This window comes from Agrobacterium sp. El2ro-1b (assembly GCF_048298475.1).
GTDB classification, from domain to species: Bacteria; Pseudomonadota; Alphaproteobacteria; order Rhizobiales; family Rhizobiaceae; genus Agrobacterium; species Agrobacterium fabrum.
In genome coordinates, this window is record NZ_CP103458.1 from 74,036 (window position 1) to 95,922 (window position 21,887).

Annotated in this window: 17 protein-coding genes; 13 read left to right on the plus strand and 4 right to left on the minus strand. The window is 56.4% G+C overall.

What is annotated here, in order from left to right; translation table 11 throughout:
* The first annotated feature begins 15 nt into the window (after nucleotides 1-15).
* The 6 genes from NYR50_RS00365 (at nucleotide 16) to NYR50_RS00390 (ending at nucleotide 5,894) form a co-directional block, all read left to right on the plus strand.
* The gene (locus NYR50_RS00365) at nucleotides 16-1,053 is read left to right on the plus strand and encodes a 4-hydroxyproline epimerase (RefSeq protein WP_418136426.1); all 1,038 of its coding nucleotides are present in this window, start codon (nucleotides 16-18) and stop codon (nucleotides 1,051-1,053) included.
* 112 nt (nucleotides 1,054-1,165) lie between these two features.
* Nucleotides 1,166-2,203 (plus strand): dihydroorotase, encoded by a 1,038-nt coding sequence (pyrC, locus tag NYR50_RS00370; protein WP_418136427.1) that lies wholly within the window; start codon nucleotides 1,166-1,168, stop codon nucleotides 2,201-2,203.
* A gap of 152 nt (nucleotides 2,204-2,355) precedes the next feature.
* Entirely contained in the window at nucleotides 2,356-3,054 is a 699-nt protein-coding gene (locus NYR50_RS00375; RefSeq protein ID WP_006310650.1) for an orotate phosphoribosyltransferase, read from the plus strand.
* A gap of 98 nt (nucleotides 3,055-3,152) precedes the next feature.
* A complete protein-coding gene (locus NYR50_RS00380) occupies nucleotides 3,153-4,079 on the plus strand; it encodes a carbohydrate kinase family protein (protein WP_418136428.1) in 927 nt (308 codons plus the stop codon).
* A gap of 124 nt (nucleotides 4,080-4,203) precedes the next feature.
* Nucleotides 4,204-5,169: an acetylxylan esterase gene (locus NYR50_RS00385; protein WP_418136429.1), complete on the plus strand. Its 966-nt coding sequence runs from the start codon at nucleotides 4,204-4,206 to the stop codon at nucleotides 5,167-5,169.
* Nucleotides 5,166-5,894 (plus strand): esterase family protein, encoded by a 729-nt coding sequence (locus NYR50_RS00390; protein WP_418136430.1) that lies wholly within the window; start codon nucleotides 5,166-5,168, stop codon nucleotides 5,892-5,894. Before NYR50_RS00385 ends, NYR50_RS00390 begins: the two co-directional genes overlap by 4 nt.
* 53 nt (nucleotides 5,895-5,947) lie before the next feature.
* Here the strand turns inward: NYR50_RS00390 and pgi are convergent, their stop codons facing one another.
* Together pgi and NYR50_RS00400 are read right to left on the minus strand one after the other, a co-directional pair.
* Nucleotides 5,948-7,573 carry a glucose-6-phosphate isomerase gene (pgi, locus tag NYR50_RS00395; RefSeq protein WP_418136431.1) on the minus strand — a complete coding sequence of 542 codons (1,626 nt, stop codon included), beginning with the start codon at nucleotides 7,571-7,573 and terminating at the stop codon, nucleotides 5,948-5,950.
* A 109-nt stretch (nucleotides 7,574-7,682) separates the two neighbouring features.
* Nucleotides 7,683-9,395 (minus strand): long-chain fatty acid--CoA ligase, encoded by a 1,713-nt coding sequence (locus tag NYR50_RS00400; protein ID WP_418136432.1) that lies wholly within the window; start codon nucleotides 9,393-9,395, stop codon nucleotides 7,683-7,685.
* Between the two features lie 356 nt (nucleotides 9,396-9,751).
* Here NYR50_RS00400 and NYR50_RS00405 point away from each other — a divergent pair, with 356 nt between their 5' ends.
* The 6 genes from NYR50_RS00405 to NYR50_RS00430 all read left to right on the plus strand — a co-directional run bounded on the left by NYR50_RS00405 (nucleotide 9,752) and on the right by NYR50_RS00430 (nucleotide 17,601).
* A complete protein-coding gene (locus NYR50_RS00405) occupies nucleotides 9,752-10,801 on the plus strand; it encodes an ABC transporter ATP-binding protein (protein WP_418136433.1) in 1,050 nt (349 codons plus the stop codon).
* A gap of 153 nt (nucleotides 10,802-10,954) precedes the next feature.
* The gene (locus NYR50_RS00410) at nucleotides 10,955-11,971 is read left to right on the plus strand and encodes an extracellular solute-binding protein (protein WP_010970877.1); all 1,017 of its coding nucleotides are present in this window, start codon (nucleotides 10,955-10,957) and stop codon (nucleotides 11,969-11,971) included.
* A gap of 72 nt (nucleotides 11,972-12,043) precedes the next feature.
* Nucleotides 12,044-13,720, plus strand: coding sequence for an ABC transporter permease (locus tag NYR50_RS00415; RefSeq protein WP_418136434.1), 1,677 nt, complete (start codon nucleotides 12,044-12,046; stop codon nucleotides 13,718-13,720).
* A gap of 197 nt (nucleotides 13,721-13,917) precedes the next feature.
* Nucleotides 13,918-16,089 carry a TonB-dependent siderophore receptor gene (locus tag NYR50_RS00420; RefSeq protein WP_418136435.1) on the plus strand — a complete coding sequence of 724 codons (2,172 nt, stop codon included), beginning with the start codon at nucleotides 13,918-13,920 and terminating at the stop codon, nucleotides 16,087-16,089.
* 109 nt (nucleotides 16,090-16,198) lie between these two features.
* A complete protein-coding gene (locus NYR50_RS00425; RefSeq protein ID WP_174006963.1) occupies nucleotides 16,199-17,080 on the plus strand; it encodes a helix-turn-helix transcriptional regulator in 882 nt (293 codons plus the stop codon).
* Between the two features lie 128 nt (nucleotides 17,081-17,208).
* Nucleotides 17,209-17,601, plus strand: a complete 393-nt coding sequence (locus tag NYR50_RS00430; RefSeq protein WP_174006966.1) for a PRC-barrel domain-containing protein — start codon at nucleotides 17,209-17,211, stop codon at nucleotides 17,599-17,601.
* A 93-nt stretch (nucleotides 17,602-17,694) separates the two neighbouring features.
* Here the strand turns inward: NYR50_RS00430 and NYR50_RS00435 are convergent, their stop codons facing one another.
* Both NYR50_RS00435 and NYR50_RS00440 read right to left on the minus strand, forming a co-directional pair.
* A complete protein-coding gene (locus NYR50_RS00435; RefSeq protein WP_006310665.1) occupies nucleotides 17,695-17,937 on the minus strand; it encodes a DUF982 domain-containing protein in 243 nt (80 codons plus the stop codon).
* 317 nt (nucleotides 17,938-18,254) lie between these two features.
* Nucleotides 18,255-18,413, minus strand: a complete 159-nt coding sequence (locus NYR50_RS00440) for a YqaE/Pmp3 family membrane protein (RefSeq protein WP_046799460.1) — start codon at nucleotides 18,411-18,413, stop codon at nucleotides 18,255-18,257.
* Nucleotides 18,414-19,057: 644 nt separating this feature from the next.
* Between NYR50_RS00440 and NYR50_RS00445 the strand changes: the two genes are divergently transcribed.
* The gene (locus NYR50_RS00445; protein WP_418136436.1) at nucleotides 19,058-21,643 is read left to right on the plus strand and encodes an SIR2 family protein; all 2,586 of its coding nucleotides are present in this window, start codon (nucleotides 19,058-19,060) and stop codon (nucleotides 21,641-21,643) included.
* Nucleotides 21,644-21,887 lie beyond the last annotated feature (244 nt).

Here is a 21,887-nt window from a genome sequence, read left to right on the forward strand (position 1 = left end):
CCGGAGTAGACCCCCATGCGTTGGAAACGCACCCTCCAGCTTCTCGATGTTCATTGCGAAGGCGAAATCGGCCGTGTCGTCACCGGCGGCGCACCGAAGATTCCCGGCAACACCGTGGCCGAGCAGTTGCATTGGATGAACACCGATCCGCAAGGAGAAGCCTTGCGCCGCTTCCTGACGCTGGAGCCGCGCGGCACGCCCATGGGGTCGGTCAATCTCCTCCTGCCGCCGAAACATCCGGATGCGCATGCCTCCTTCGTCATTCTGCAGCCGGATCAGGCGCATGCCAGTTCCGGTTCGAATTCCATTTGCGCGACGACCGCGCTTCTGGAAAGCGGCATGGTGGAGATGCAGGAACCGGAAACCGTTATCATTCTGGAAACGGCCGCCGGCCTCGTCAAAGCGACGGCCACCTGCCGTGATGGGCGCTGCGAAAAGGTCAAGCTGACCATGGTTCCGTCCTTCGTGCATGAGCTGGATGTCAGTATCGACACGCCCGAATGGGGCAGGGTGACGATGGACATTTCCTACGGCGGCATTTTTTACGCACTCGTCGATGTACGCCAGATCGGCCTCACCATTGAGAAGGCCAATGCTGCGAAACTCGTTGCCGCCGGTATGACTCTGAAGGACCTTGTCAACCGTGAAATGACGGTCGTTCATCCGGAAATCCCTGCCATATCAGGCGTCGCTTATGTCATGTTCCGGGATGTTGATGCCGATGGCTCGATCCGCACCTGCACGACCATGTGGCCGGGCCGCGCGGATCGCTCGCCCTGTGGCACCGGCAATTCCGCCAATCTTGCCACGCTTTATGCGCGCGGCAAGGTGAAGGTGGGAGACGAATATAAATCCCGCTCAATCATCGGGTCGGAATTCGATGTCGGCCTTTCCGCCGTCACCGAGGTGGCAGGCCGTCCGGCCGTCATTCCCACCATTGCCGGGCGCGGCTTCACCTTCGGTCTACATCAGGTTGGCCTCGATCCCTTCGACCCCTTTGCCGATGGCTTCGCGATGACCGATGTCTGGGGTCCGGAAGCGGGCAACATCTGAAGCACGCTTCAAAAAAATGACATTTACAGCCGCCCGATGACCTCTGGCGGCTGTTTTCCCGCGACAAAAGATGCTAAGCGGGCGCAATTCCATCATGCTCCGAGGTATCCCGATGAAGTCGCTCACCCTGCGCCGCCCTGATGACTGGCACCTGCATCTTCGTGATGGTGCCATGCTTGAAGGGGTGATCGGGGATACGAGCCGCCATTTCGCCCGCGCCATCATCATGCCGAATCTGGTGCCGCCGGTCGTCACCACGGCCGATGCCCGCGCCTATCGCGAACGCATCGTCAAGGCGATCCCGGCAGGCGATCGTTTCGAGCCGCTGATGACCCTCTACCTCACTGAGGATACTGTTGCCGATGACGTGGAAGAGGGCAAAAAAAGCGGCCTCATCACCGCCGTAAAGCTCTATCCTGCGGGTGCGACCACCAATTCTCATGGCGGCGTGCGCGATTTCAACAAGGCGATGCCGGTGCTGGAACGCATGGCAAAGATCGGCCTGCCGCTCTGCGTGCATGGCGAGGTGACGACGCCAGAGGTCGATATTTTCGACCGGGAAAAGGTCTTCATCGAGACGGTTCTTGAGCCCCTGCGCCAACGCCTGCCGGAACTGAAGGTGACGATGGAGCACATCACCACCCGCGATGGCGTGGACTATATCAAGTCTTCCAAGGCCAATCTTGCCGGCTCCATCACCACGCACCATCTCATCATCAACCGCAACGCCATTCTGGTCGGCGGCATCAAGCCACATTATTATTGCCTGCCCGTCGCCAAGCGCGAGGAGCATCGTCTCGCGCTGCGGGATGCTGCGACCTCGGGTGACGCCCGCTTCTTCCTCGGCACGGATTCCGCCCCGCATGTGGATCCTTTGAAAGAATGCGCCTGCGGCTGTGCCGGCATCTATACTTCCATCAACACCATGAGCTGCCTTGCCCATGTCTTCGAGGACGAGAATGCCCTCGATAAGCTGGAGGCCTTCGCCTCGCTCAACGGCCCGGCCTGGTATGGTCTTGCGCCGAACGAAGAAACCATCATCCTGGTCAAGCGCGCGGAACCGTTGGCGTTTCCCGAAAAGATCGAAACGGGCGCCGGGCCGGTGACCGTATTCGATCCGATGTTCCCGCTTCATTGGGATGTAAGCTGATTTTTAGGACCGCCGGCACTGCCGGCGGTTTTGTTATGGTCCACAGGCATTCGCCTGCGGGGGTACGAAATACCGAACAAAGACGTCGTGCTTTCCGAACACCGATGCGGGTTTTCGGAGCGATAAACCAAGGCCGAAAAAGGAGAACGCCTATGAACCATTTCACATTCACTGACCGCACCGTCGTCGCGGAACTGGTTGCGAAGATGTTGTGGGAAATCAAGGCGGTCCACTTCAATTCAGAAAGCCCCTATACTTTTGCGTCAGGCATGAAGAGCCCCGTTTATATCGACATGCGCAAGCTCATCTCCTTTCCGCGCATCCGCTCGGCGGCGATGGATTTCGCAGCTGCCGCAGTGATGCGCGAAGCCGGTTTCGAGAAGTTTGACTGTGTCGCCGGCGGTGAAACGGCGGGCATTCCCTTTGCCGCTTTCCTTGCCGAGCGTCTTGGCCTGCCGATGATCTATTGCCGCAAAAAGCCGAAAGGTCACGGCCGCAACGCCCAGATCGAAGGCCATATGCCTGAAGGCGCCCGCGTTCTCGTCATCGAGGACCTGACGACGGCTGGCGGCTCGATGTTCACCTTCATCGACGCCATCCGCGCGGCTGGCGGCATTGTCGATCATGGTATCGCGCTCTTCTATTACGGCATCTTTGAAGAAGCCGAAGCGCGTTTCGCCAACGGCAATGTCAAGCTGCATTATCTGACGACCTGGCGCGATGTTCTGGCTGTCGCCCGGGCTGAGAAACTGTTCGATGAAAAGACGCTGTCGGGGGTTGAAGCCTTCCTCGACAATCCGCTGCCCTGGTCGGCGAAGCACGGCGGTGTCAGCGAATTGCCGCAATCGTGATTTCGGATACGGGAAGCTGGCTTGTGGCTGGCCTTCCGATCGATCTTCGTCTAAATCGATTTAAGTTCATTTGATTTGCTGTTTTGAGGAGGACCGTAATGATCCTGTGTTGTGGTGAAGCCCTGATCGACATGCTGCCCCGGCAGACGACGCTGGGTGAGGCGGGTTTTGCCCCTTACGCAGGCGGAGCGGTCTTCAACACGGCAATTGCGCTGGGGCGTCTCGGCGTCCCCTCCGCCTTTTTCACCGGCCTTTCCGACGACATGATGGGCGATATCCTGCGGGAGACCCTGCGGGCCAGCAAGGTGGATTTCAGCTATTGCGCCACGCTGTCGCGCCCCACAACCATCGCCTTCGTCAAGCTGATTGACGGCCATGCGACCTACGCTTTTTACGACGAGAACACCGCCGGCCGGATGATTACAGAGGCCGAACTTCCGGCTCTGGGAGCCGATTGCGAGGCGCTGCATTTTGGCGCCATCAGCCTCATCCCGGAACCCTGCGGCAGCACCTATGAGGCGCTGATGACGCGCGAGCATGAGACCCGCGTCATCTCGCTCGATCCGAATATCCGTCCCGGTTTCATCAAGGACAAGCAGTCGCATATGGCGCGCATCCGCCGCATGGCGGCCATGTCTGACATCGTCAAGTTCTCGGATGAGGACCTTGCCTGGTTCGGTCTGGAAGGCGATGAGGACACGCTTGCCCGCCATTGGCTGCACCATGGTGCGAAACTGGTCGTTGTCACCCGTGGCGCCAAGGGTGCGGTGGGTTACAGCGCCAATCTCAAGGTGGAAGTGGCCTCCGAGCGGGTCGAAGTGGTCGATACGGTCGGTGCCGGCGATACGTTCGATGCCGGCATTCTCGCCTCGCTGAAAATGCAGGGCCTGCTGACCAAGGCGCAGGTCGCGTCGCTGAGCGAAGAGCAGATCAGGAAGGCCCTGTCGCTGGGTGCGAAAGCGGCTGCGGTCACCGTTTCGCGCGCTGGCGCAAATCCGCCTTTTGCGCATGAAATCGGTTTGTGAAGAGCACGGTTGAACCATTTTGAAAAGGTGGTTCAACACTCTTCCCGGCACTAGAGCCGTAAAAAACCGTTATTTCGCGATTATCAAGCTTGTCTCCGCTGTTCTTTCACGAAACAAGCATCGCATGAGCGTTCCGAAAACCCATCCTTTCGATTTCGACCCCACTTATGGCATGCAGCGAGAGCAATTGCTCGCCATTACCCCGCCGGAAGCGCCGCCGGGTTTTGATGATTTCTGGAAGAAACGCTATCGCCGTGCGCTTGCCACAGATCCGCGACCGGTGCTGCGCAGGAGCAAGTTAACCCACCCCCGCTGGCAGGTCATCGATGTTACCTACGCATCCACCGACGGTTTCCGTATCGGCGGGTGGCTGCTTTTGCCGCGTGAGGGACAGGTGCGGCGCGGTCTCGTCGTCGGCCATGGGTATGGCGGACGCGGAGAGCCCGATTTCGATGTGCCCGTGGAAGAGACAGCCGTGCTGTTTCCCTGTTTTCGTGGGCTTTCACTCAGCGCCTGCCCGCCGATCTCGTCCGATCCGGCCCTGCATGTCCTCTATAATATCGACCGGAAGGATGACTACATCATCGGCGGTTGCGTCGATGATCTGTGGGTCGCCGTGTCGACGCTTGTCAGCCTTTATCCCTGGCTGGAAGGGCAGGTGGGCTATAGCGGCATCAGTTTCGGCGGCGGCATCGGCGCCCTGGCCATCCCCTTCGACGCGCGCATCGACCTCGGTCATCTTGTCGTGCCGACCTTCGGCCACCGGCCGTTCTGGTTGACGCTGCCCACTGTTGGCAGCGCGGATGCGGTTCAGACCTATCAGAAGACCCACGCCAATGTGCTCGAAACCCTGCGCCTGTTCGATGCCGCCTGTGCCGCCGCCCGCATAAAGGTGCCGATGCTGGTCGCGCCCGCGCTTTTTGATCCGGCAGTGGCGCCGCCCTGCCAGTTCGCGGTGGCCAATGCCCTGCTGCAATCAAAATTTAATGAAATCTTCATCCTAGACGCGGGCCATTTCGAATACCCTGACAGCGCATCGCAAGATGCGGTCCACAAGGACAAGGTCAGACGGTTTTTCAAGGTGCCATGAAACGCGAATATCTCCGCTGGTATAGTCACAGGCTCCATCGCGACATGGAGCTCCTGATATTTGGTCATGCCGGCGCGAAGGTGCTGATGTTCCCGACACGCGACGGACGCTTCTTCGAATATGAGGAATTGGGCATTGTCGCGAGCCTTTCCGACAAGCTGGAGGCCGGCCACCTCCAGCTTTATTGTATCGAGGGTCTGGCACAGGAAAGTTTTTACGCGGGCCATCACCACCCCGCCGACCGTGTGCGCCGTCACGCCGCACTTGAGGCCTATATTCTCAACGAAGTGCTGCCGCTGATGTCACAGAGAAATCCTGACAGCAGCACCATTGTGCAGGGCTGCAGCCTCGGTGCCTTTCAGGCCGCCAGCCTCGTTTTCCGCCACCCGCATCTCTTCACCAAGCTCGTTGCCTTTTCCGGCCGCTATGATCTGACGATGAGGGTGGAATCCTTCGGCGATCTGTTCGACGGCTATTATGACGACGATGTCTATTTCCACATGCCGAGCCACTTTCTGCCCGGCCTTGCCTGCCCCTTCCGGCTGGAACAGCTGCGCCGCGTCGACATGGTCTTCACCATCGGCGATGCCGACCCGTTTCTCGACAACAACCAACATCTGAGCCGTCTGCTTTCAGACAAGGAGGTGGGCCATCAGATGCATGTCTGGGAAGGGCGTGCCCATCGTGCGGGTGCGTGGCGGAAGATGGCGGCACTTTATATTTGAGCGGAGCGCATTAAAAAAGCCGGAGACAGCTCCGGCTTTTTTTAAGGATAGCCTCAGCCAGCGAGACCCGCCAGCGCCTTCACCAGCCCTTGCGTCGAGCTGTCGTGGCCGGCAGCGCTTTCCTTGCCCTCGACGACCGGCAGCAACCCCGTAGCCAGTTCCTTGCCAAGCTCCACGCCCCATTGGTCGAAAGAGTTGATGCGGAACAGCACGCCTTCCACGAAAACGCGATGTTCGTAGAGCGCGATGAGGCGGCCGAGCGCAAAAGGCGTCAGCTTGTCGTAAACGAAGGTGATGGAGGGACGATTGCCGGTGAAGACACGGTGCGGGGCGATGAAATCGGCTTGGCTGTCTTCCATGCCCTTGGAGGTGAGCTGGGCCTTCGCTTCGGCAAGCGTGCGTCCCTTCATCAGCGCTTCCGACTGCGCTAGGCAATTGGCGATGAGAAGCTGGTGCTGATGGCGCAGTTCGGGCTCAAAGCCATTGGCGGCGATCATGAATTCGGCCGGAATGACGCTCGTGCCCTGGTGGATCAGCTGGTAGAAGGCGTGCTGGCCGTTGGTGCCGGGTTCGCCCCAGACGACCGGACCGGACTGGCCTTCGACCGGGGTGCCGTCGATGGTCACACCCTTGCCGTTCGATTCCATGTCGAGCTGCTGCAAATAGGCGGGGAAACGCGACAGGCGCTGGTCATAGGGCAGGATCGCGCGTGTCGGATAGTCGAGCACGTTACGATTATAGAAGCCGATGAGGCCGAGCAGCATCGGCAGGTTTTCACGGATCGGCGCCTCGCGGAAGTGGCGATCCATGGCATGCGCGCCATCCAGGAACTTGCCGAAATTATCCGGGCCGATGGCGATCATCAGCGGCAGGCCGATGGCCGACCAGATCGAATAACGTCCGCCCACCCAGTCCCAGAAACCGAAGATGCGGTCGCTTTCGATGCCGAAGGCGGCGACCTTGTCTAGCGCGGTGGAAACGGCGGCGAAGTGATGCTTGACGGCGCCTTCGCCCAGCTTTTCGGCGATGAAACGGCGCGCGGTGGCGGCATTCGTCATCGTCTCGATGGTGGTGAAGGTCTTCGATGCGATGATGAAGAGCGAGGTTTCCGGATCGAGGAGCTTCAGCGTGTCGGCAATATGCGCGCCGTCGATATTCGAGACGAAATGGGCACGCGGGCCGTCATGGAAAGGCGCGAGCGCGAGCGTCGCCATGACCGGGCCGAGATCGGAACCGCCGATACCAATATTGACGACGTCGGTGATCTTTTTGCCGGTCGCACCCTTCAGCGTGCCGGAACGGATGGCGTCGGCAAACTTGCCCATGGCTGCCAGAACGGCGTTCACATCAGGCATCACGTCCTTGCCATCAACGAGAACGGGCGTGTTGGAGCGATTACGCAGGGCGGTATGCAGCACGGCGCGGTCTTCGGTGAAGTTAATCGCCTTGCCGGAGAACATCTCCTCGCGCTTGGCCTCGACACCGCCTTCGCGTGCGAGCTGTTCGAGAAGCGTGACGATCTCCTCGTTGACGGCGCATTTGGAATAATCCATCAGCAGGTCATCGAATTTGACGCTGAAACGGCTGAATCTCTGGTCGTCGGCCGCAAAAGCGGCGCGCAGATCGGTTGCGGCTGTGCTGCTTGCCGTTGCTTTCAGTTTTTCGATGGTGGCCTGCATCTTATGCTCCTCGGCTTCCGTGGAAGGATGAGGAAACTATTCTTTTTCCGGCGGCCAAATCAAGGCGGCTTTGATAAAAGAAAGGAGCCGGTCGCCCGGCTCCATTGGTTCAGTTCAGATTGCGCAATTCGCGCCGCAAAATCTTGCCGACATTCGATTTCGGCAGGTCGGTGCGGAACTCGATGATCTTCGGCCGTTTGTAGTTCGTCAGGTTCTTGGCGCAGAACGCCTTGAGCTCCGCTTCCGTCAGGGACTGATCCTTTTTGACGACGAAAAGCTTGACGGTTTCGCCGGAATGTTCGTCCGGAACGCCGATTGCGGCGCATTCCAGCACGCCCGGATGGCTGGCGGCCACCTCTTCCACCTCGTTCGGATAGACGTTAAAGCCGGAAACGAGGATCATGTCCTTCTTGCGATCAACGATCTTGGTGTAACCGCGCTCGTCCATGAACCCCATGTCTCCAGAGCGGAAGAAGCCGTCTGCCGTCATCGCCTTTGCGGTTTCATCGGGCCGCTGCCAGTAACCTGCCATGACCTGCGGGCCACGAATGCAAATTTCTCCGACTTCGCCTGTTGGCAGGCTGTTGCCATCGTCGTCGCGAATGTCGATGTCGGTTGATGAAAGCGGCAGGCCGATGGTGCCGCTGAACTCCGGCGAATCCAGGCGATTGACGGTTGCCACCGGCGATGTCTCGGAGAGGCCGTAACCCTCGGCGATGGGGCAGCCGACGATGGAAAGCCAGCGTTCCGCAACGGGCCTTTGCACGGCCATGCCGCCGCCGAGAACCAGAATGAGCGACGACAGATCGAGTTTGCGGAAGTCCTCATTGTTCATCAGCGCGTTGAAAAGCGTGTTGATGCCGGGGAAAACATGCGGCTGATAATGCGCCAGCTCCTTCACGAAGCCGGGAATATCGCGTGGATTGGCGATCAGCAGATTATGGCCGCCAAGCGCAATGCCCATCAGCGAATTCACCGTTAGCGCAAAGATGTGGCATAGCGGCAGCGCGCAGATGAAGTTCAGAACATCCGGGCGGTTCTTCAGGCCGTTGAAGGCAGCGTCCAGCCACAGGCTGATCTGCGCCTTGTTGGCAAGAAGATTGGCATGGGTAAGAACAGCGCCCTTGGAGACGCCCGTCGTTCCACCGGTATATTGCAGGAAGGCAATGTCCTGCGCCGTCAGGCTGACCGGCTTCAAGGAAGCTTCCTGGCCTTCCTTCAGCATGATCTTGAAGCTGATCGAGCCGGGAATGGCATAGGCAGGCACCAGCTTCTTGACCTTGCGGACCACCAGATTGACGATATGTCCCTTGAGGCCGAGAAGATCGCCCATTGCTGCGACGACCACATGCCGGACGGCGGTTTTCGGTGCAGCCTGCTGCGCCACATGGGCGAAGTTCTCCAGCACGAACAGGGCTTTCGCGCCGGAGTCCTTGAGCTGGTGCTCCAGTTCGCGCGGGGTATAGAGCGGGTTGACATTGACCACGACCATGCCCGCCCGCAGAATTCCATAAACCGCGACGGGATTTTGCAGGATGTTCGGCATCATCACCGCAACCCGGTCTCCTTTTTCCAGTCCTCTGGATTGCAGCCAGGCTGCGACCGCACGGGTGTCAGCGTCGAGCTCCCGGTAGGTCAGGGATTTTCCCATGCTGGAAAAGGCCTTGCGGTCGGCAAATTGCTTGCAGCTCTTTTCGAGAAGGTCGACGAGAGAGGCATTTGCCGAGATGGGAATCTCTGAGGGCACGCCCGGCGGATAGGATGCCAGCCAGCGCTTGGCAACGCTGACATTTTCCGGATGTCCCAGGGACAATTCACTCATGCTGCTCCTCCCAGAGTCTTTGTCGCGCCGCGCGTTCCATGAAACGCGAAGAGGCGCTTTGTGCTGCCTGATGGTCACGACGCTCCCGCATCAACCGGCGTATCCGACCGGTCTGAGGGGACCTTCATGTGGCGTCACCGGATCGACCGCTCCTCTCGCTCCCCGGTAACGAATGATAGACGCCTAATCCGTTGACGTCCATCAGATCGGCAAAGCCTATTTAACTCTAACGTAAACGTCAATATTGCTGCCGCACATCTCGCAACGTCGTGAATGGAAACCGTATCCGGCGCAGCTTTGACTTTAATCCTGATTTGAGCGATCAACATAATTCGCAAAGCAGGGCAGGATTGGAAATGGCAGGCAGCGCAGCGCTTGAACTGAAATCGGTGGGAAAAAGATTTGGCGATACGGATGTTCTGTCCGATATCGATCTTGCCGTTGAACGTGGCGAAATTATTTGTCTGGTGGGACGCTCCGGCTGTGGAAAATCGACGTTGCTGCGTATCGTGGCCGGCGTGGAGACGCCGGATCGCGGCAGCGTGTCCCTCAATGGCAATGTTGTTGCCGGCCCCGCCGCCTTTGTCGAGCCGGAAAAACGCAATATCGGTTTTGTCTTTCAGGATTACGCGCTGTTCCCACATCTGACCGTGGAGCAGAATGTCATGTTCGGCCTCCGGTCGCTGCCGAAGGCAGAGGCGCGTCACCGTGCCGCGGAAATGATCGAACATGTTCATCTGCAGGATCTGGCTAAACGGTATCCGCACACACTTTCGGGCGGTGAGCAGCAGCGTGTTGCACTCGCCCGCGCGCTCGCTCCGCAGCCCGGCCTGCTGCTGATGGATGAGCCCTTTTCCAATCTGGACCGCGGATTGCGCGACAATGTGCGTGAGGAAACACTCGGCCTTCTGCGGCAACTGGGCACCACGGCGATCATGGTGACCCATGACCCGGAAGAGGCGCTATCGGCAGGTGACCGCGTGGTGCTGATGCAGCGCGGGCGCATCGTTCAGAGTGGTACGGGTTACGAAATCCACGACAATCCCAAAAGCCGCTATGCCGCCGATTTTTTCTGCGCCTTCAACAAGATCGAAGGCCGGGTGAAACAGGGCCGTGTCGAAACGCCGCTTGGGCTGCTGGGCGATGCCTCCGATTTACCTGATGGCCTCGCCGCGATCGCCTATGTTCGTCCGAATGCGATTTCGATCATCGAGGATGGCACCGCCAGAGAAGGCATTGCCGGCGAAATATCGAGCCGTGTCTTCCTCGGCGAGATCGAGCAGCTTGGCATAGCCGTGCCCGGACTGTCTTCCGATCTGCGCGTCAGGACGATGCAGCGCACCCCCGCCAGAACCAAGGCCGTGCGTTTTGGCATCGATCCCAAGGGGGTCCTCATATTTACCTGAAGTTGAATTAGTGGATTGTTTTTTTTATTCCCCGCCCTGTTTTCAACTCTTGGTGATCAAAGACGTGGAAAAAACCGAGAAATAAAACTTGATTTACTTCGTCATGTATGATGTTTGCTCTCCCCATTGCCGCTATCGGAGAGGGAACACTATATGACGAAATTTACTCGATTTGCCCTGCTTGCCAGCACGGTTGCCTTTGCCGCCGGAACGGTGAGCGCCGCTGAGCTCAACATCTACACGACCCGCGAGCCGGGCCTGATCCAGCCCCTGCTGGAATCCTTCACCGCTTCGAGCGGCGTCAAGGTCAACACCGTTTTCCTCAAGGATGGTCTTGCTGAGCGTGTTCTGAGCGAGGGTGCCAGCTCTCCTGCCGACGTTCTGATGACTGTCGATGCCGGTAATCTCGTTGATCTCGCCGAAAAGGGTGTCACCCAGGCGGTTGAATCCGAGACGCTGACCAAGGCTGTTCCCGCTGAGCTTCGCGATGCCAAGGGTCACTGGTTCGCGCTTTCCATGCGCGCCCGCGTTCTTTATGCGGCGAAGGACCTCGATCTCGCTTCCTTCAATTATGAAGATCTGGCGGATGCGAAGTGGAAGGGCAAGGTCTGCATTCGCGCCGGCCAGCATCCCTATAACACGGCGCTGTTTGCCGACTACATCGCCCATTACGGCGCGGCGGACACCGAAAAGTGGCTTGCCGGCGTCAAGGAAAACCTGGCCCGCAAGGCCGGCGGCGGCGACCGTGACGTTGCCAAGGATATTCTCGGCGGCATTTGCGATATCGGCATTGCCAACTCCTATTATGTCGGCCTGATGCGCTCGGGCAAGGGCGGCGAAGAGCAGGTTAAGTGGGGCGATGCCATCAAGGTGGTTCTGCCGACCTTCAAGAATGGCGGCACCCAGGTCAATATCAGCGGCGCGGCCGTCGCCAAGAACGCGCCGAACAAGGCGGAAGCCGTCAAGCTTCTGGAATATCTCGTTTCTGACGAAGCCCAGAAGATCTATGCCGAAGCCAACTATGAATATCCGGTCAAGCAGGGCGCTGCTCTCAATGAGATCGTCGCTTCCTTCGGCACACTGAAGATCGACAACAAGCCGCTCACGGAAATCGTGTCGCATCGCAAGCAGGCGAGCGAGCTGGTCGACAAGGTCGGTTTCGACAAGTAAGGCCAGTCGACGATAACAATGTGGAAGGCGTTCGCACCCGCGAACGCCTTTCCGCGTATTTTCCAGAAGCACATGAATCCAGACACCATCCAGCCATTGACCCGTCCGGCGAGAGCCAGGTTTTCCTCCACCTTCTGGTGGCTGGGCCTTTCTTTGTTGGCGGTCTGTGGCGCCATGGTGCCGGTTCTGGCTCTTGTTTCGCAGGCGGTGCAGGGCTCGGAAGGCCTGTGGGATCATCTCGGCGCGACCGTGCTCTGGACGGCCCTGCCGGATACGGCCATCCTTCTTGCCGGCGTCGGGCTGCTGGCGGGTGTGGTCGGAACCTCTGCCGCCTGGCTGGTCACCGCGTATGATTTTCCCGGGCGCAGAGTGCTGGAATGGGCGCTTCTGCTGCCGCTGGCCATGCCCACCTATATCGTCGCTTACGCCTATCTCGATATTCTGCATCCGATCGGGCCGGTGCAGGGCGCGATACGGTGGCTACTCGGTTATTCCAGCCCGCGCGAATTCCGGCTGCCGGATATAAGGTCGACGGTGGGCTGCATTGTCCTTCTCGGCTTCGTGCTGTTTCCCTATGTCTATATTCCCGTGCGCGCCATGTTCCTGACGCAGGCGGGTAACCTGCTGGAAGTGGCCCGCACGCTCGGCGTTTCCCGGCGTGCGGCTTTTTTCAAGGTCGCGGTGCCGCTGGCGCGCCCGGCAATCGCCGTTGGTGTCAGTCTCGCGCTGATGGAGGCGCTGAACGATATCGGCGCTTCGGAATTTTTGGGCGTGCGCACCCTCACGGTTTCGGTCTACACCACCTGGGTCACAAAATCGGACCTGCCGGGGGCGGCGCAGATCGCGCTTTCCATGCTGTTCATCGTCGTCGCCCTCGTGGCGCTGGAGCGTTGGGCGCGGCGCAAGCAGCGTTACTCGGTTTCCGCGCAGAAAAGCCGGGAGCTGGAGCCGCTGCGGTTGACTGGTCCCAAGGGCTGGGCCGCCTTTACGCTCGGAAGCCTGCCGGTCCTGATCGGCTTTGTGGGGCCGGCGAGTTATCTCGTCATCGAGGCATGGAAGCGGTTCCGTTTCAGCGGCCTGTCGGTCCGTTTTGCCGATGAGGCCGTGAACACCATCGTCTTTGCCGGGCTGGCGACGCTGATCACCCTGATCCTCGGCCTCGCGGTCGCTTACGCCATGCGCCTTGCGCCGGGGCGTCTGTCGCTCTGGTCTTACCGCCTCTCGACGGTCGGTTATGCGGCCCCCGGCACGGTGATCGCCATCGGCGTGCTGATAGCGCTTGGCGGTTTCGACCGTTTCGTCGACCAGACCATGCGTGACTGGTTCGGCATTTCCACCGGCCTCATCTTCATCGGCAGTGGTGCGGCCCTCATCTATGCCTATTCCGCCCGTTTCCTCACCATAGCCGCAGGCGGTGTCGATGCCGGGCTCAGCCGCATCCCGCATTCCTTCGATCATGCCTCACGCACGCTTGGGCGATCCGCGACCCAGACCTTCCGCCAGATTCACCTGCCGCTTTCCAAGGCCTCGCTGGCGGCGGCGGCATTGCTGATCTTCGTCGATTGCGTCAAGGAGCTTCCCGCCACGCTTCTCCTTCGCCCGCTCAATTTCGAAACCTTCGCCACCCATCTTTATGGCGAAGCGGCGCGCGGCACCTATGAGGAGGCGTCTATCGCAGCACTGGCGATTGTCGTCATCGGCATGCTTCCCGTGGTGTTGCTTGCGAGGATCGGCCGGCGCAAGGGCTGATATCCACCTCCGCCCTCACAAATGACGGGTCTGAAACTGTGCGAGAAGCCAATAAGCTTCAAATCCGCCCCGAAAACGACAAGCATCCCGTCTTAATCCTGATGTAAACACTCATCTTAATTGAGGTGCTGCGGCCTGTCGGATATGAACATCGGCCGCTATCTGTTTCGGGGCATATCTTGAAAAATTTGCATGGGATGTTTTTGAGCCGTCTGGCTTTGGGAACGGCTGCCGTTGTTCTGATGGGGCCTGTGATGGGCCACGCACAGGAAACGACCGTCCTGAAGCAGATTACTGTTGAGGGACAGGGCGCGGAAAACGCGACGGGACCGGTTCGGGGGTATGTCGCGAAGAAAAGCGCGACGGGTTCGAAAACCGAGACGGAAACGAAAGACATTCCCCAGTCCGTATCGGTCGTCGGCCGTCAGGAAATGGACGACCGCGGCGCGGTGACCAAAATCGACGAGGTGTTGCGTTATACGCCCGGCGTGACGGCGGAACCCTTCGGCACAGACCCTGACACGGACTGGTTTTACATCCGTGGTTTCCAGGCCACCCAGACCGGTGTGTTCCTGGACGGGCTGAACCTGTTCAGTTACGGTTTTGGTGGTTTCCAGATGGATGCCTACGGTCTGGAGCGGGTGGAGGTTCTCAAAGGCCCCGCCTCGGTGCTCTATGGCGGTGCCAATCCGGGTGGTATCGTGCAGATGGTCCGCAAGCGCCCGCAGGACGCGCCGGTCCGCGAAACGGAAATCGGCATCAACAATTTCGGCAATGCCTTTTTCGGTTTCGATCTCGGCGACAAGGTCGACGCCGAGGGCGTGTGGAAATATCGCGTCACCGGCAAGGTCTCGGGCGGCGACAATTACACTGACTATTCCGAGGATCTGCGCGGTTTCATCATGCCGCAGATCACCTTCGAGCCCGATGCCCAGACGAGCGCTACGCTCTACGGTTATTTCTCGGCACTCGATCAGGTCCATGTCGGCAACGGTTTCCTGCCCTATGTCGGCACCGTGGTCGACGCGCCGTTCGGCAAGCTCGACCGCAAGGCCTTTTATGGCGAACCGGACATTGATAATGGCCGTGTCTATCAGTCGATGGTGGGCTACGACGTCAGCCACGAGTTCGACAATGGCTGGAAGATCAGCCAGAATGCCCGTTACGGCCATCTCTACAAGCACGAGACCGGGCCCTATCCGGGCGGCTGGGCCAATGCTGATGCCAACGGCCAGCCGATCCTCGATCCCACCACCAACGACTATATGCTGACCCGCTTCGGTTATGACGGTGTGTCGAAGGTCGACAGCTTCGGCGTCGACAACCGCGTCGAAGGCCAGTTCGATACAGGTGCGGTCAGCCATTCACTGTTGTTCGGCCTCGACTACAAATATTACCGGCTGGACCAGGTGCAGGCCTGCTGCGGATCGAATGCGATCGGCGCGCTGAAGCCGGTCTATGGCTCGACGCAGGGAACGAACTTCGTTTATGCCGACAATATCGTCACCCAGCAGCAGATCGGTATCTATGCCCAGGATCAGCTGCGGTTTGGTGATGGCTGGCTGGTCACGCTGAATGGCCGTTATGACTATGTCGATACCGAACTGAACAACCGGCTGCCGGCGGGTGTTTCCCGCCGCTCCAATGATGACGCGCTGAGCGGCCGCGCCGGTCTGGCCTATGAGTTCGACAATGGCCTCACCCCTTATGTTTCGGCCGCCACCTTCTTCAATCCGCTGATCGATACGCTTGCCGATGGCACCCCGGCTTCTCCGGAGGAAGGGCATCAGTTCGAGGCGGGCATCAAATACGAGCCGAGCTTCTTCGACGGCAGCATCACGGCTTCCGTCTTCAAGCTGGTCAAGGACAATGCCATTGTTTCCTATACGGCGGGCGGCGTGACCACGAGCGGTCAGTTCGGGCAGGTGGAATCCACCGGCTTCGAGCTGGAAGCCAAGGCCAATCTCGACGAGAACTGGAAGGCGCTCGCCTCCTATTCCTATACTGATCTCGATATCACCAAGGATGCCAATCCCAACCTGATTGGCAAATCGCCGTGGATCGTGCCCGCTCACACCGCGTCGCTATGGGTAGACTACGCTTTCACCGATCAGACGTTTGAAGGCCTCAGCATTGGCGGCGGCGTGCGTTATCAGGGCAAGTCCTGGGCGGATGCAGCAAACACGCTGCGTGTTCCAGACGCTGCGGTCTTCGATGCCGCGATCCGCTATGAGAAGAACGACTGGACGGCCTCAGTCAACGTCGCGAATGTCTTCGACAAGGAATATGTCAAGAGCTGCGCCGGCGTCTCCGTCTGCGGCTGGGGCGATAGTCGCACCATCACCCTCAAGCTTTCCAAGAAGTGGTGACACCGGGCCTATGGCCGGCAGTTGCGGGAAATATAGTTTGCCACTATAAACATGAATAGATTTATCATGTTTATAGTGGCGCCGTGGCGCTTTGCGGGATTGAGAGGCCATGGCTTTCCGCGTTCGGATGGAAAATGAGATCGAGGGTTTCGCCGTTATCGGCGGCCCGCGCTCAAGGGTGTGGAACGGCATCGTTGCCGATCTCTGGGATGTGCGCTGCGCACCGAAGGCGGGCGGGCGTTATGTCGGCAAGGATCCACGGTTCGTTTTCCTGCTGGACATGGAGGGGACGGATGACGGCCGTTTCATGATGAACCGCTGCCGCCGCGACACTTGCGGCTCGTCCAGGGCGAACCGGATTTCCTTCGTGCCCGCCGATATCGATGTACATGCCGAACTCAGCAATGTCTCCTTCGTGCGCCATCTCGATCTACATTTCGATGCGGGGTTGCTGGGTGCGCGGCTGGTGCAGGGCTTCGATCCGCACGCGCTTCTCGATCCGCATCTGATGTTCGAGGATGAACGCCTGCTGGCGCTCGCGCGGCTGATCGCCGCGGAATGCGATAATCCCGATCCGCTGCATGATCTTTACGGCGAAAGCCTTGTGCTGGCGCTCTTGACGGATTTCCTCAAGGTGAAACGGGAACCGGTGAGGAAACGCAGCAAGCTTGCCGCGTGGCAATTGCGGGCGGCGACCGATTACATCCGTCAACATTGCCTGCGGTCGATCCGGCTGGAGGAACTGGCGGAACTCACCAACCTGTCTCAATCCCATTTCAGCCACGCCTTCAAGGCGTCAACCGGTGTGCCGCCGCACCAATGGCAGATGCAAGCCCGCATCGATCGCGTCAAGGAACTGATGATGCGGCCGGACATGGCGCTGACCGATATCGCCATCGCCGCCGGTTTTTCGGATCAGGCGCATTTTTCCCGCGTCTTCCGCAAGATGGTCGGCGTTTCCCCGTCCGTCTGGCAAAAAATCCGCCAATAGGCGCCGTTTCGTTCCATCTTCCTTTAAAAAAATCCAGGCGCGAAGCCGGAGATCCTTCGGAACGATTTGCTGGGTGCCGGGGTTTACCAAATGTGACACCAACGAAGAAGTCGATGGAGGAAACTATCATGTTGCATCAGGAACCCCGCGTCGGACAGGATCCCTATGTCAAGGACACGCCGAGCCTCATCGCCAGCGACAAGGTCGAAGGCACCCGCGTTTATGGCGCCGATGGCAAGCATATCGGTTCGATCCAGCGCATCATTCTGGAAAAACGCGGCGGCCGCGTGGCTTACGCGGTATTGAGCTTCGGCGGCTTCCTTGGCATTGGCGACGATTATTACCCGCTTCCCTGGGAAAAGCTTCACTATGACGAAGAGCTCGACGGTTACCGTATCGATCTCACCAAGGAGCAGATCGAAAACGCGCCGCACTTCACCAATCTCGATGATGACGACCTTCTCTACGCCAAGGACCGCAAGGTCTACGACTATTACGGCGTTGCACCCTATTGGATGTAAAAGGTCTGGAAAGGCGCTTCCGGCCATTCAATCATCGGAAGCGCCAACCTAAAAGAACGGCTCCCTATTGGGAGCCGTTTTCTTTTGGACCTGTCAGTGCGGATTTTTTTGCATCTCGGAAACCGCATCGGTGAAGCATTTGCGCGCTTCCTCCGGCGATTTTCGCCCGTCAAGGGCGGCGCGGCAGGCGCTTCTGGCTTTCACGAAGCTCAATCCGCCAATCCTGGGCCAGCCTTCGGTCAACAATGTCAGCGCTTCAAAGGGGCCGGCGACGACACTCTTGCCCTTCGCCTCAAGATTGACCTCGACAGGTTCTGTCCATCTCTCGTTCTTCATCGTGCACCTCCCAGAGCAACGCGATCCCGAAATACACCCGACAGCGAAGTAACCCATGAACGCAGTCGTGTGTCACTGTTGCTTAGGATATGCGCAAGCAATCGAATTGACAACGGGGATCAACGAAAGCCGAAAAACGACAGGATCGCGAGAACGATGACGACGAGGCCGACAATATAGATGATCTGGTTCATGATTTTCTCCTTGGCTATGTCATCACCATAACGTGAAGGAGAAGTTCGGGTTCCAGAAGCAAGTGAGAATTTAATCACGTACTAAAATATTGTGGACGCCTTATCGTCGGTGATCGGCGGGTGTCATTTGCGCAAGATGACCCAGATGGCATGAATGATGCCGGGAACATACCCGCACAGCGTCAGAAGAATATTCAGCCAGAAGTGCAGCCCGAGGCCGACCTGAAGAAACACGCCGACGGGTGGGAGGAGGATGGCGATGAGGATACGAATAACGTCCACGATGATTGGCTTTCCAGTTTGCGATAACTGAGCAGTCAACGCGTATAAGCACAATTTTGTTTCAAATCTCGCTTGGGCCCGCAGGGCGGTAGCAAAGCGAAGATCAATCGCGTGGAGGCGCAATCACGCAATATTTGAAATTTGGGAAAATAAAATGGTGCCGCTTACGTGAAGGCTTTCCATTTATCTAAGAATTTGAATACTAATGATAACTACAGCTGGATAGCAGGACACGATGTCTCACTTTATGGTCCCCCAAGCTACATAGAATCCCGACAGACTGCAACAACGTGAATAGCTACCGGGATCAATGCCTAAAATCTGGGTTATGAAGTGATCGTCCTCGTCCGCGCTTCAGGCCTAAGTTGGCCTTGTTGAAATTGGGAGACAGCGAAGGCAGCGATTCTCGTTGATGCAAAAGCCGATGTTAGTCGGCCATTGATTCAGCCCTTAGGGAGGTTGCCGAAGCCTCTCAGTGATGCAGTAAATGGCGCGCATAGAATGGATGCATAAGTTTGTTTGCAAATATGCAACATCAGCAAATTGCATTTAGTTTTTCGAATAAAACCCAAGGGCGAAGTTGACAACTATCCCGCTATATGTAGCTGGTATACCTCACATACAAGTGTGGGAGCGAACGGCGAATGGGTTTGTTGATTTCGGGTGATGACGAGGCGTATCTTCTTAAGGCTATTCAAGAAGGAAACGCTATGCCAGTTCTTGGCGCTGGGGCGTCTGTTTCCAGTAGGAATGCAGAGGATTTACCTGTTCCTTTGTCCGATGCCTTGGCTGAACGTCTATGTAAAGCCGCAGCAATACCCTATGCTGGCGAGCGTCTTAAAGATGTTTTGGACGCTATCTCCGGTGATAAACTGTTGAGCTCTCCTCAAATATTAGATGTTTATAAAAAATCGTACAAAGGATGTAAGCCGTCAATTGAATTTGAGAAATTATTCAAATACACGTGGCGCAGGCTATACTTGTGGAATGTCGACGATCTTATTGAAAATAATAGATCTCTGAAGTCTCAGTCGATTCAAATATACAACGGCATGATTGATAGAGCTATAGAATTCGATAGTCACGAATATCTCCATATTGTTTATCTTCATGGACAAATAACAAAGCCGGAACATCGGTTCATATTTACAGAGAATGAATACAATAACGCTCTAAACGGGAACTGGCATCACTGGTATAAGAGGCTCGCCCAGGATTACTTTACCACATGCCCTATTATTATTGGCTCAGCCATGAATGAGCCAATTCTTTCCGCCGAGATAGATAGAGTTAAAAGGGAAGCAGAAAGTCAAGTCGGCAGAGCGTTTCTAGTTACGCCTGATGAGCTCACACAAATAAATCTCAAAGCGCTTCGAGCTCGCGGCATAGTGCATGTCAAAGGTACTTTGGAGAGTCTTGTCGAATGGTTAGAGCAAAAGATTCCCGGTGGTTCAACACCTATCGACGTCCTCAGCAAAAAAAGTTCATACAAAACGGCAGAACTCGACCAAATCACCAAGGCGGAGATTGGTGTCGCTCATTCCCTATATCCCGTTAACCCTACAGAGCTACGTTTAAGGGCTCGTCAATTAGGCGGTGCAGATTACACTGCGTTAGCACGTCAATTCTTCAATGGTTTCCCTCCGTCGTGGCAACTTGTAGCAACTGATATACCGGTCGAGCTTGCCGCTACAAAAAATTTGTATGAAGCATTCTTAAGTTACCTTAAAAGTGACCATCGCCTTTTTGTTGTAACAGGTCAGTCAGGAAGCGGAAAATCCGCCGCTGCTATGCAAAGTCTCTTACATTTTGCTAATGAAAATCCAAAAATTCCAGTATTTGATATGTCCCCTGATGTAAAGTCAGTGCAATCTGCTTTTAAATTGATAGAGAAGCTTCATCCTGATGGTGCTGTTGTTTATATTTCAGACATATTTGTATATGGCGATAATTTTTCATCTGATTTAGAATATATAAAAGGCAAGAATATATGGGTTGTGTCTACGGCAAGAACAAATGAGTGGCGCGATAAACTATCAAGATATACGTCACGATATTCGGATGAGTTCCTTTTTGAAAGATTTTCTGAACAAGATATGGAGCCTCTCATTGAGAGAATTCTAAAGTTCGTTCCATCTCCCCGCTTTAGAAGATTGACTCTTGATCAGCAAAAAAAGCGCCTGAGATCGTCGCGAAAACAGTTACTAATCGCTCTAAGAGAAGCCACAGATTCTGAGAACTTCACAAATGTTATATCGCATGAATTCGAGAAGCTACCCGACGCTGATACAAAGAAGCTTCTCTTGATCGTTGGCCTTGCCACGATTGCTCGTGTGGGTATATCCGATGAAATGGCTAGAGAGGTATATGGTCGTGTCGCGCTAGAGCGATCCTATCAGCGTGCGCTTGATGCGCTAGCTGGTATTGTTGATTTCGACAGAGATGCGCGATTGTTTGCAAGGCACGAGTTGTATATCAGACATATCATTGAAAAGCTCATCTCGTTTGCGGACATTATAGATGCAATCGTTGCGACGCTCAGGTATTACTTGAAGTATAATATACCCGTAGTACGCAGTGTGGGCCGCCGCGATGCGCTGCTATTCCGGGCGATTTTGAATCATAAATTTATTTCTGAGAACGAGCGACGAAAAAATTCGCGTGGCGGTGGAATTAAGATTTACGAAGAATTCGAAGTAGATTTTCAACTAGACGGTCATTTCTGGCTACAATATGGACTTTACTTGGCTGGTCATGGTGACGTGCAGGAATCTATTAAAATGCTCCGTCGTTCCATCGATGCATTTCCGGAAAACCCATTTGCCGTCCATGCATATGGCGATGTGCAACTGCGATATGCAGCTGAACGTACTGAGTATGATTCGATCACAAAGGATATAATCAAAAATGCAGTTGCTTCGCTGAAAAAATTGGACGCAGATTCTCCTATTGAGGTTGATGTTTATCCTATCGTTACTCTTGTGAATGGTCACATATCTGCTTTGATAAAGCACAAAGATAAGGATGAAGCTACAAAGGTCGCAAGAGAATATTTTGATCGTTTAACTCAAGTTGAAAAGCTGACAAAATCTATAACGGTCAAAAATGCACGAGAGCGTGTGCTCCGCTTCGTAACTTTGGGAGACTGGCAAGAAAGATATATGGATCATCCAAATAAGCATCGTTCCAATAAGCGCAGACAGCAGCGAGGCAAAGTTAGGCCTGGGTAACCCTATAATCAGGCGTCATCTGGACTGAAGTAATAAAAATTTGTCTAGCGGGTATCTAGCTAAGTTGGTCAGGATAGGCACTCCAGCATGATTGAAGATTTATTGTGTTCTTGCACTGCCCCTACGTCAATAAATGCGTAATACCAGCATGCGAAGATAAGTCCATGAGTGTCTGCTCTGCTGGCACAATTTAGCACACTACGATCATTACTAATTTAGAAATTTTTACTGGTAGGTGCTAGGT

Coding starts and splice junctions, on each gene's coding strand:
- NYR50_RS00365 (WP_418136426.1), top strand. CDS start 16: ATGCGTTGGAAACGCACCCTCCAGCTTCTCGATGTTCATTGCGAAGGC.
- pyrC (WP_418136427.1), top strand. CDS start 1,166: ATGAAGTCGCTCACCCTGCGCCGCCCTGATGACTGGCACCTGCATCTT.
- NYR50_RS00375 (WP_006310650.1), top strand. CDS start 2,356: ATGAACCATTTCACATTCACTGACCGCACCGTCGTCGCGGAACTGGTT.
- NYR50_RS00380 (WP_418136428.1), top strand. CDS start 3,153: ATGATCCTGTGTTGTGGTGAAGCCCTGATCGACATGCTGCCCCGGCAG.
- NYR50_RS00385 (WP_418136429.1), top strand. CDS start 4,204: ATGAGCGTTCCGAAAACCCATCCTTTCGATTTCGACCCCACTTATGGC.
- NYR50_RS00390 (WP_418136430.1), top strand. CDS start 5,166: ATGAAACGCGAATATCTCCGCTGGTATAGTCACAGGCTCCATCGCGAC.
- pgi (WP_418136431.1), bottom strand. CDS start 7,573: ATGCAGGCCACCATCGAAAAACTGAAAGCAACGGCAAGCAGCACAGCC.
- NYR50_RS00400 (WP_418136432.1), bottom strand. CDS start 9,395: ATGAGTGAATTGTCCCTGGGACATCCGGAAAATGTCAGCGTTGCCAAG.
- NYR50_RS00405 (WP_418136433.1), top strand. CDS start 9,752: ATGGCAGGCAGCGCAGCGCTTGAACTGAAATCGGTGGGAAAAAGATTT.
- NYR50_RS00410 (WP_010970877.1), top strand. CDS start 10,955: ATGACGAAATTTACTCGATTTGCCCTGCTTGCCAGCACGGTTGCCTTT.
- NYR50_RS00415 (WP_418136434.1), top strand. CDS start 12,044: ATGAATCCAGACACCATCCAGCCATTGACCCGTCCGGCGAGAGCCAGG.
- NYR50_RS00420 (WP_418136435.1), top strand. CDS start 13,918: ATGTTTTTGAGCCGTCTGGCTTTGGGAACGGCTGCCGTTGTTCTGATG.
- NYR50_RS00425 (WP_174006963.1), top strand. CDS start 16,199: ATGGCTTTCCGCGTTCGGATGGAAAATGAGATCGAGGGTTTCGCCGTT.
- NYR50_RS00430 (WP_174006966.1), top strand. CDS start 17,209: ATGTTGCATCAGGAACCCCGCGTCGGACAGGATCCCTATGTCAAGGAC.
- NYR50_RS00435 (WP_006310665.1), bottom strand. CDS start 17,937: ATGAAGAACGAGAGATGGACAGAACCTGTCGAGGTCAATCTTGAGGCG.
- NYR50_RS00445 (WP_418136436.1), top strand. CDS start 19,058: ATGGGTTTGTTGATTTCGGGTGATGACGAGGCGTATCTTCTTAAGGCT.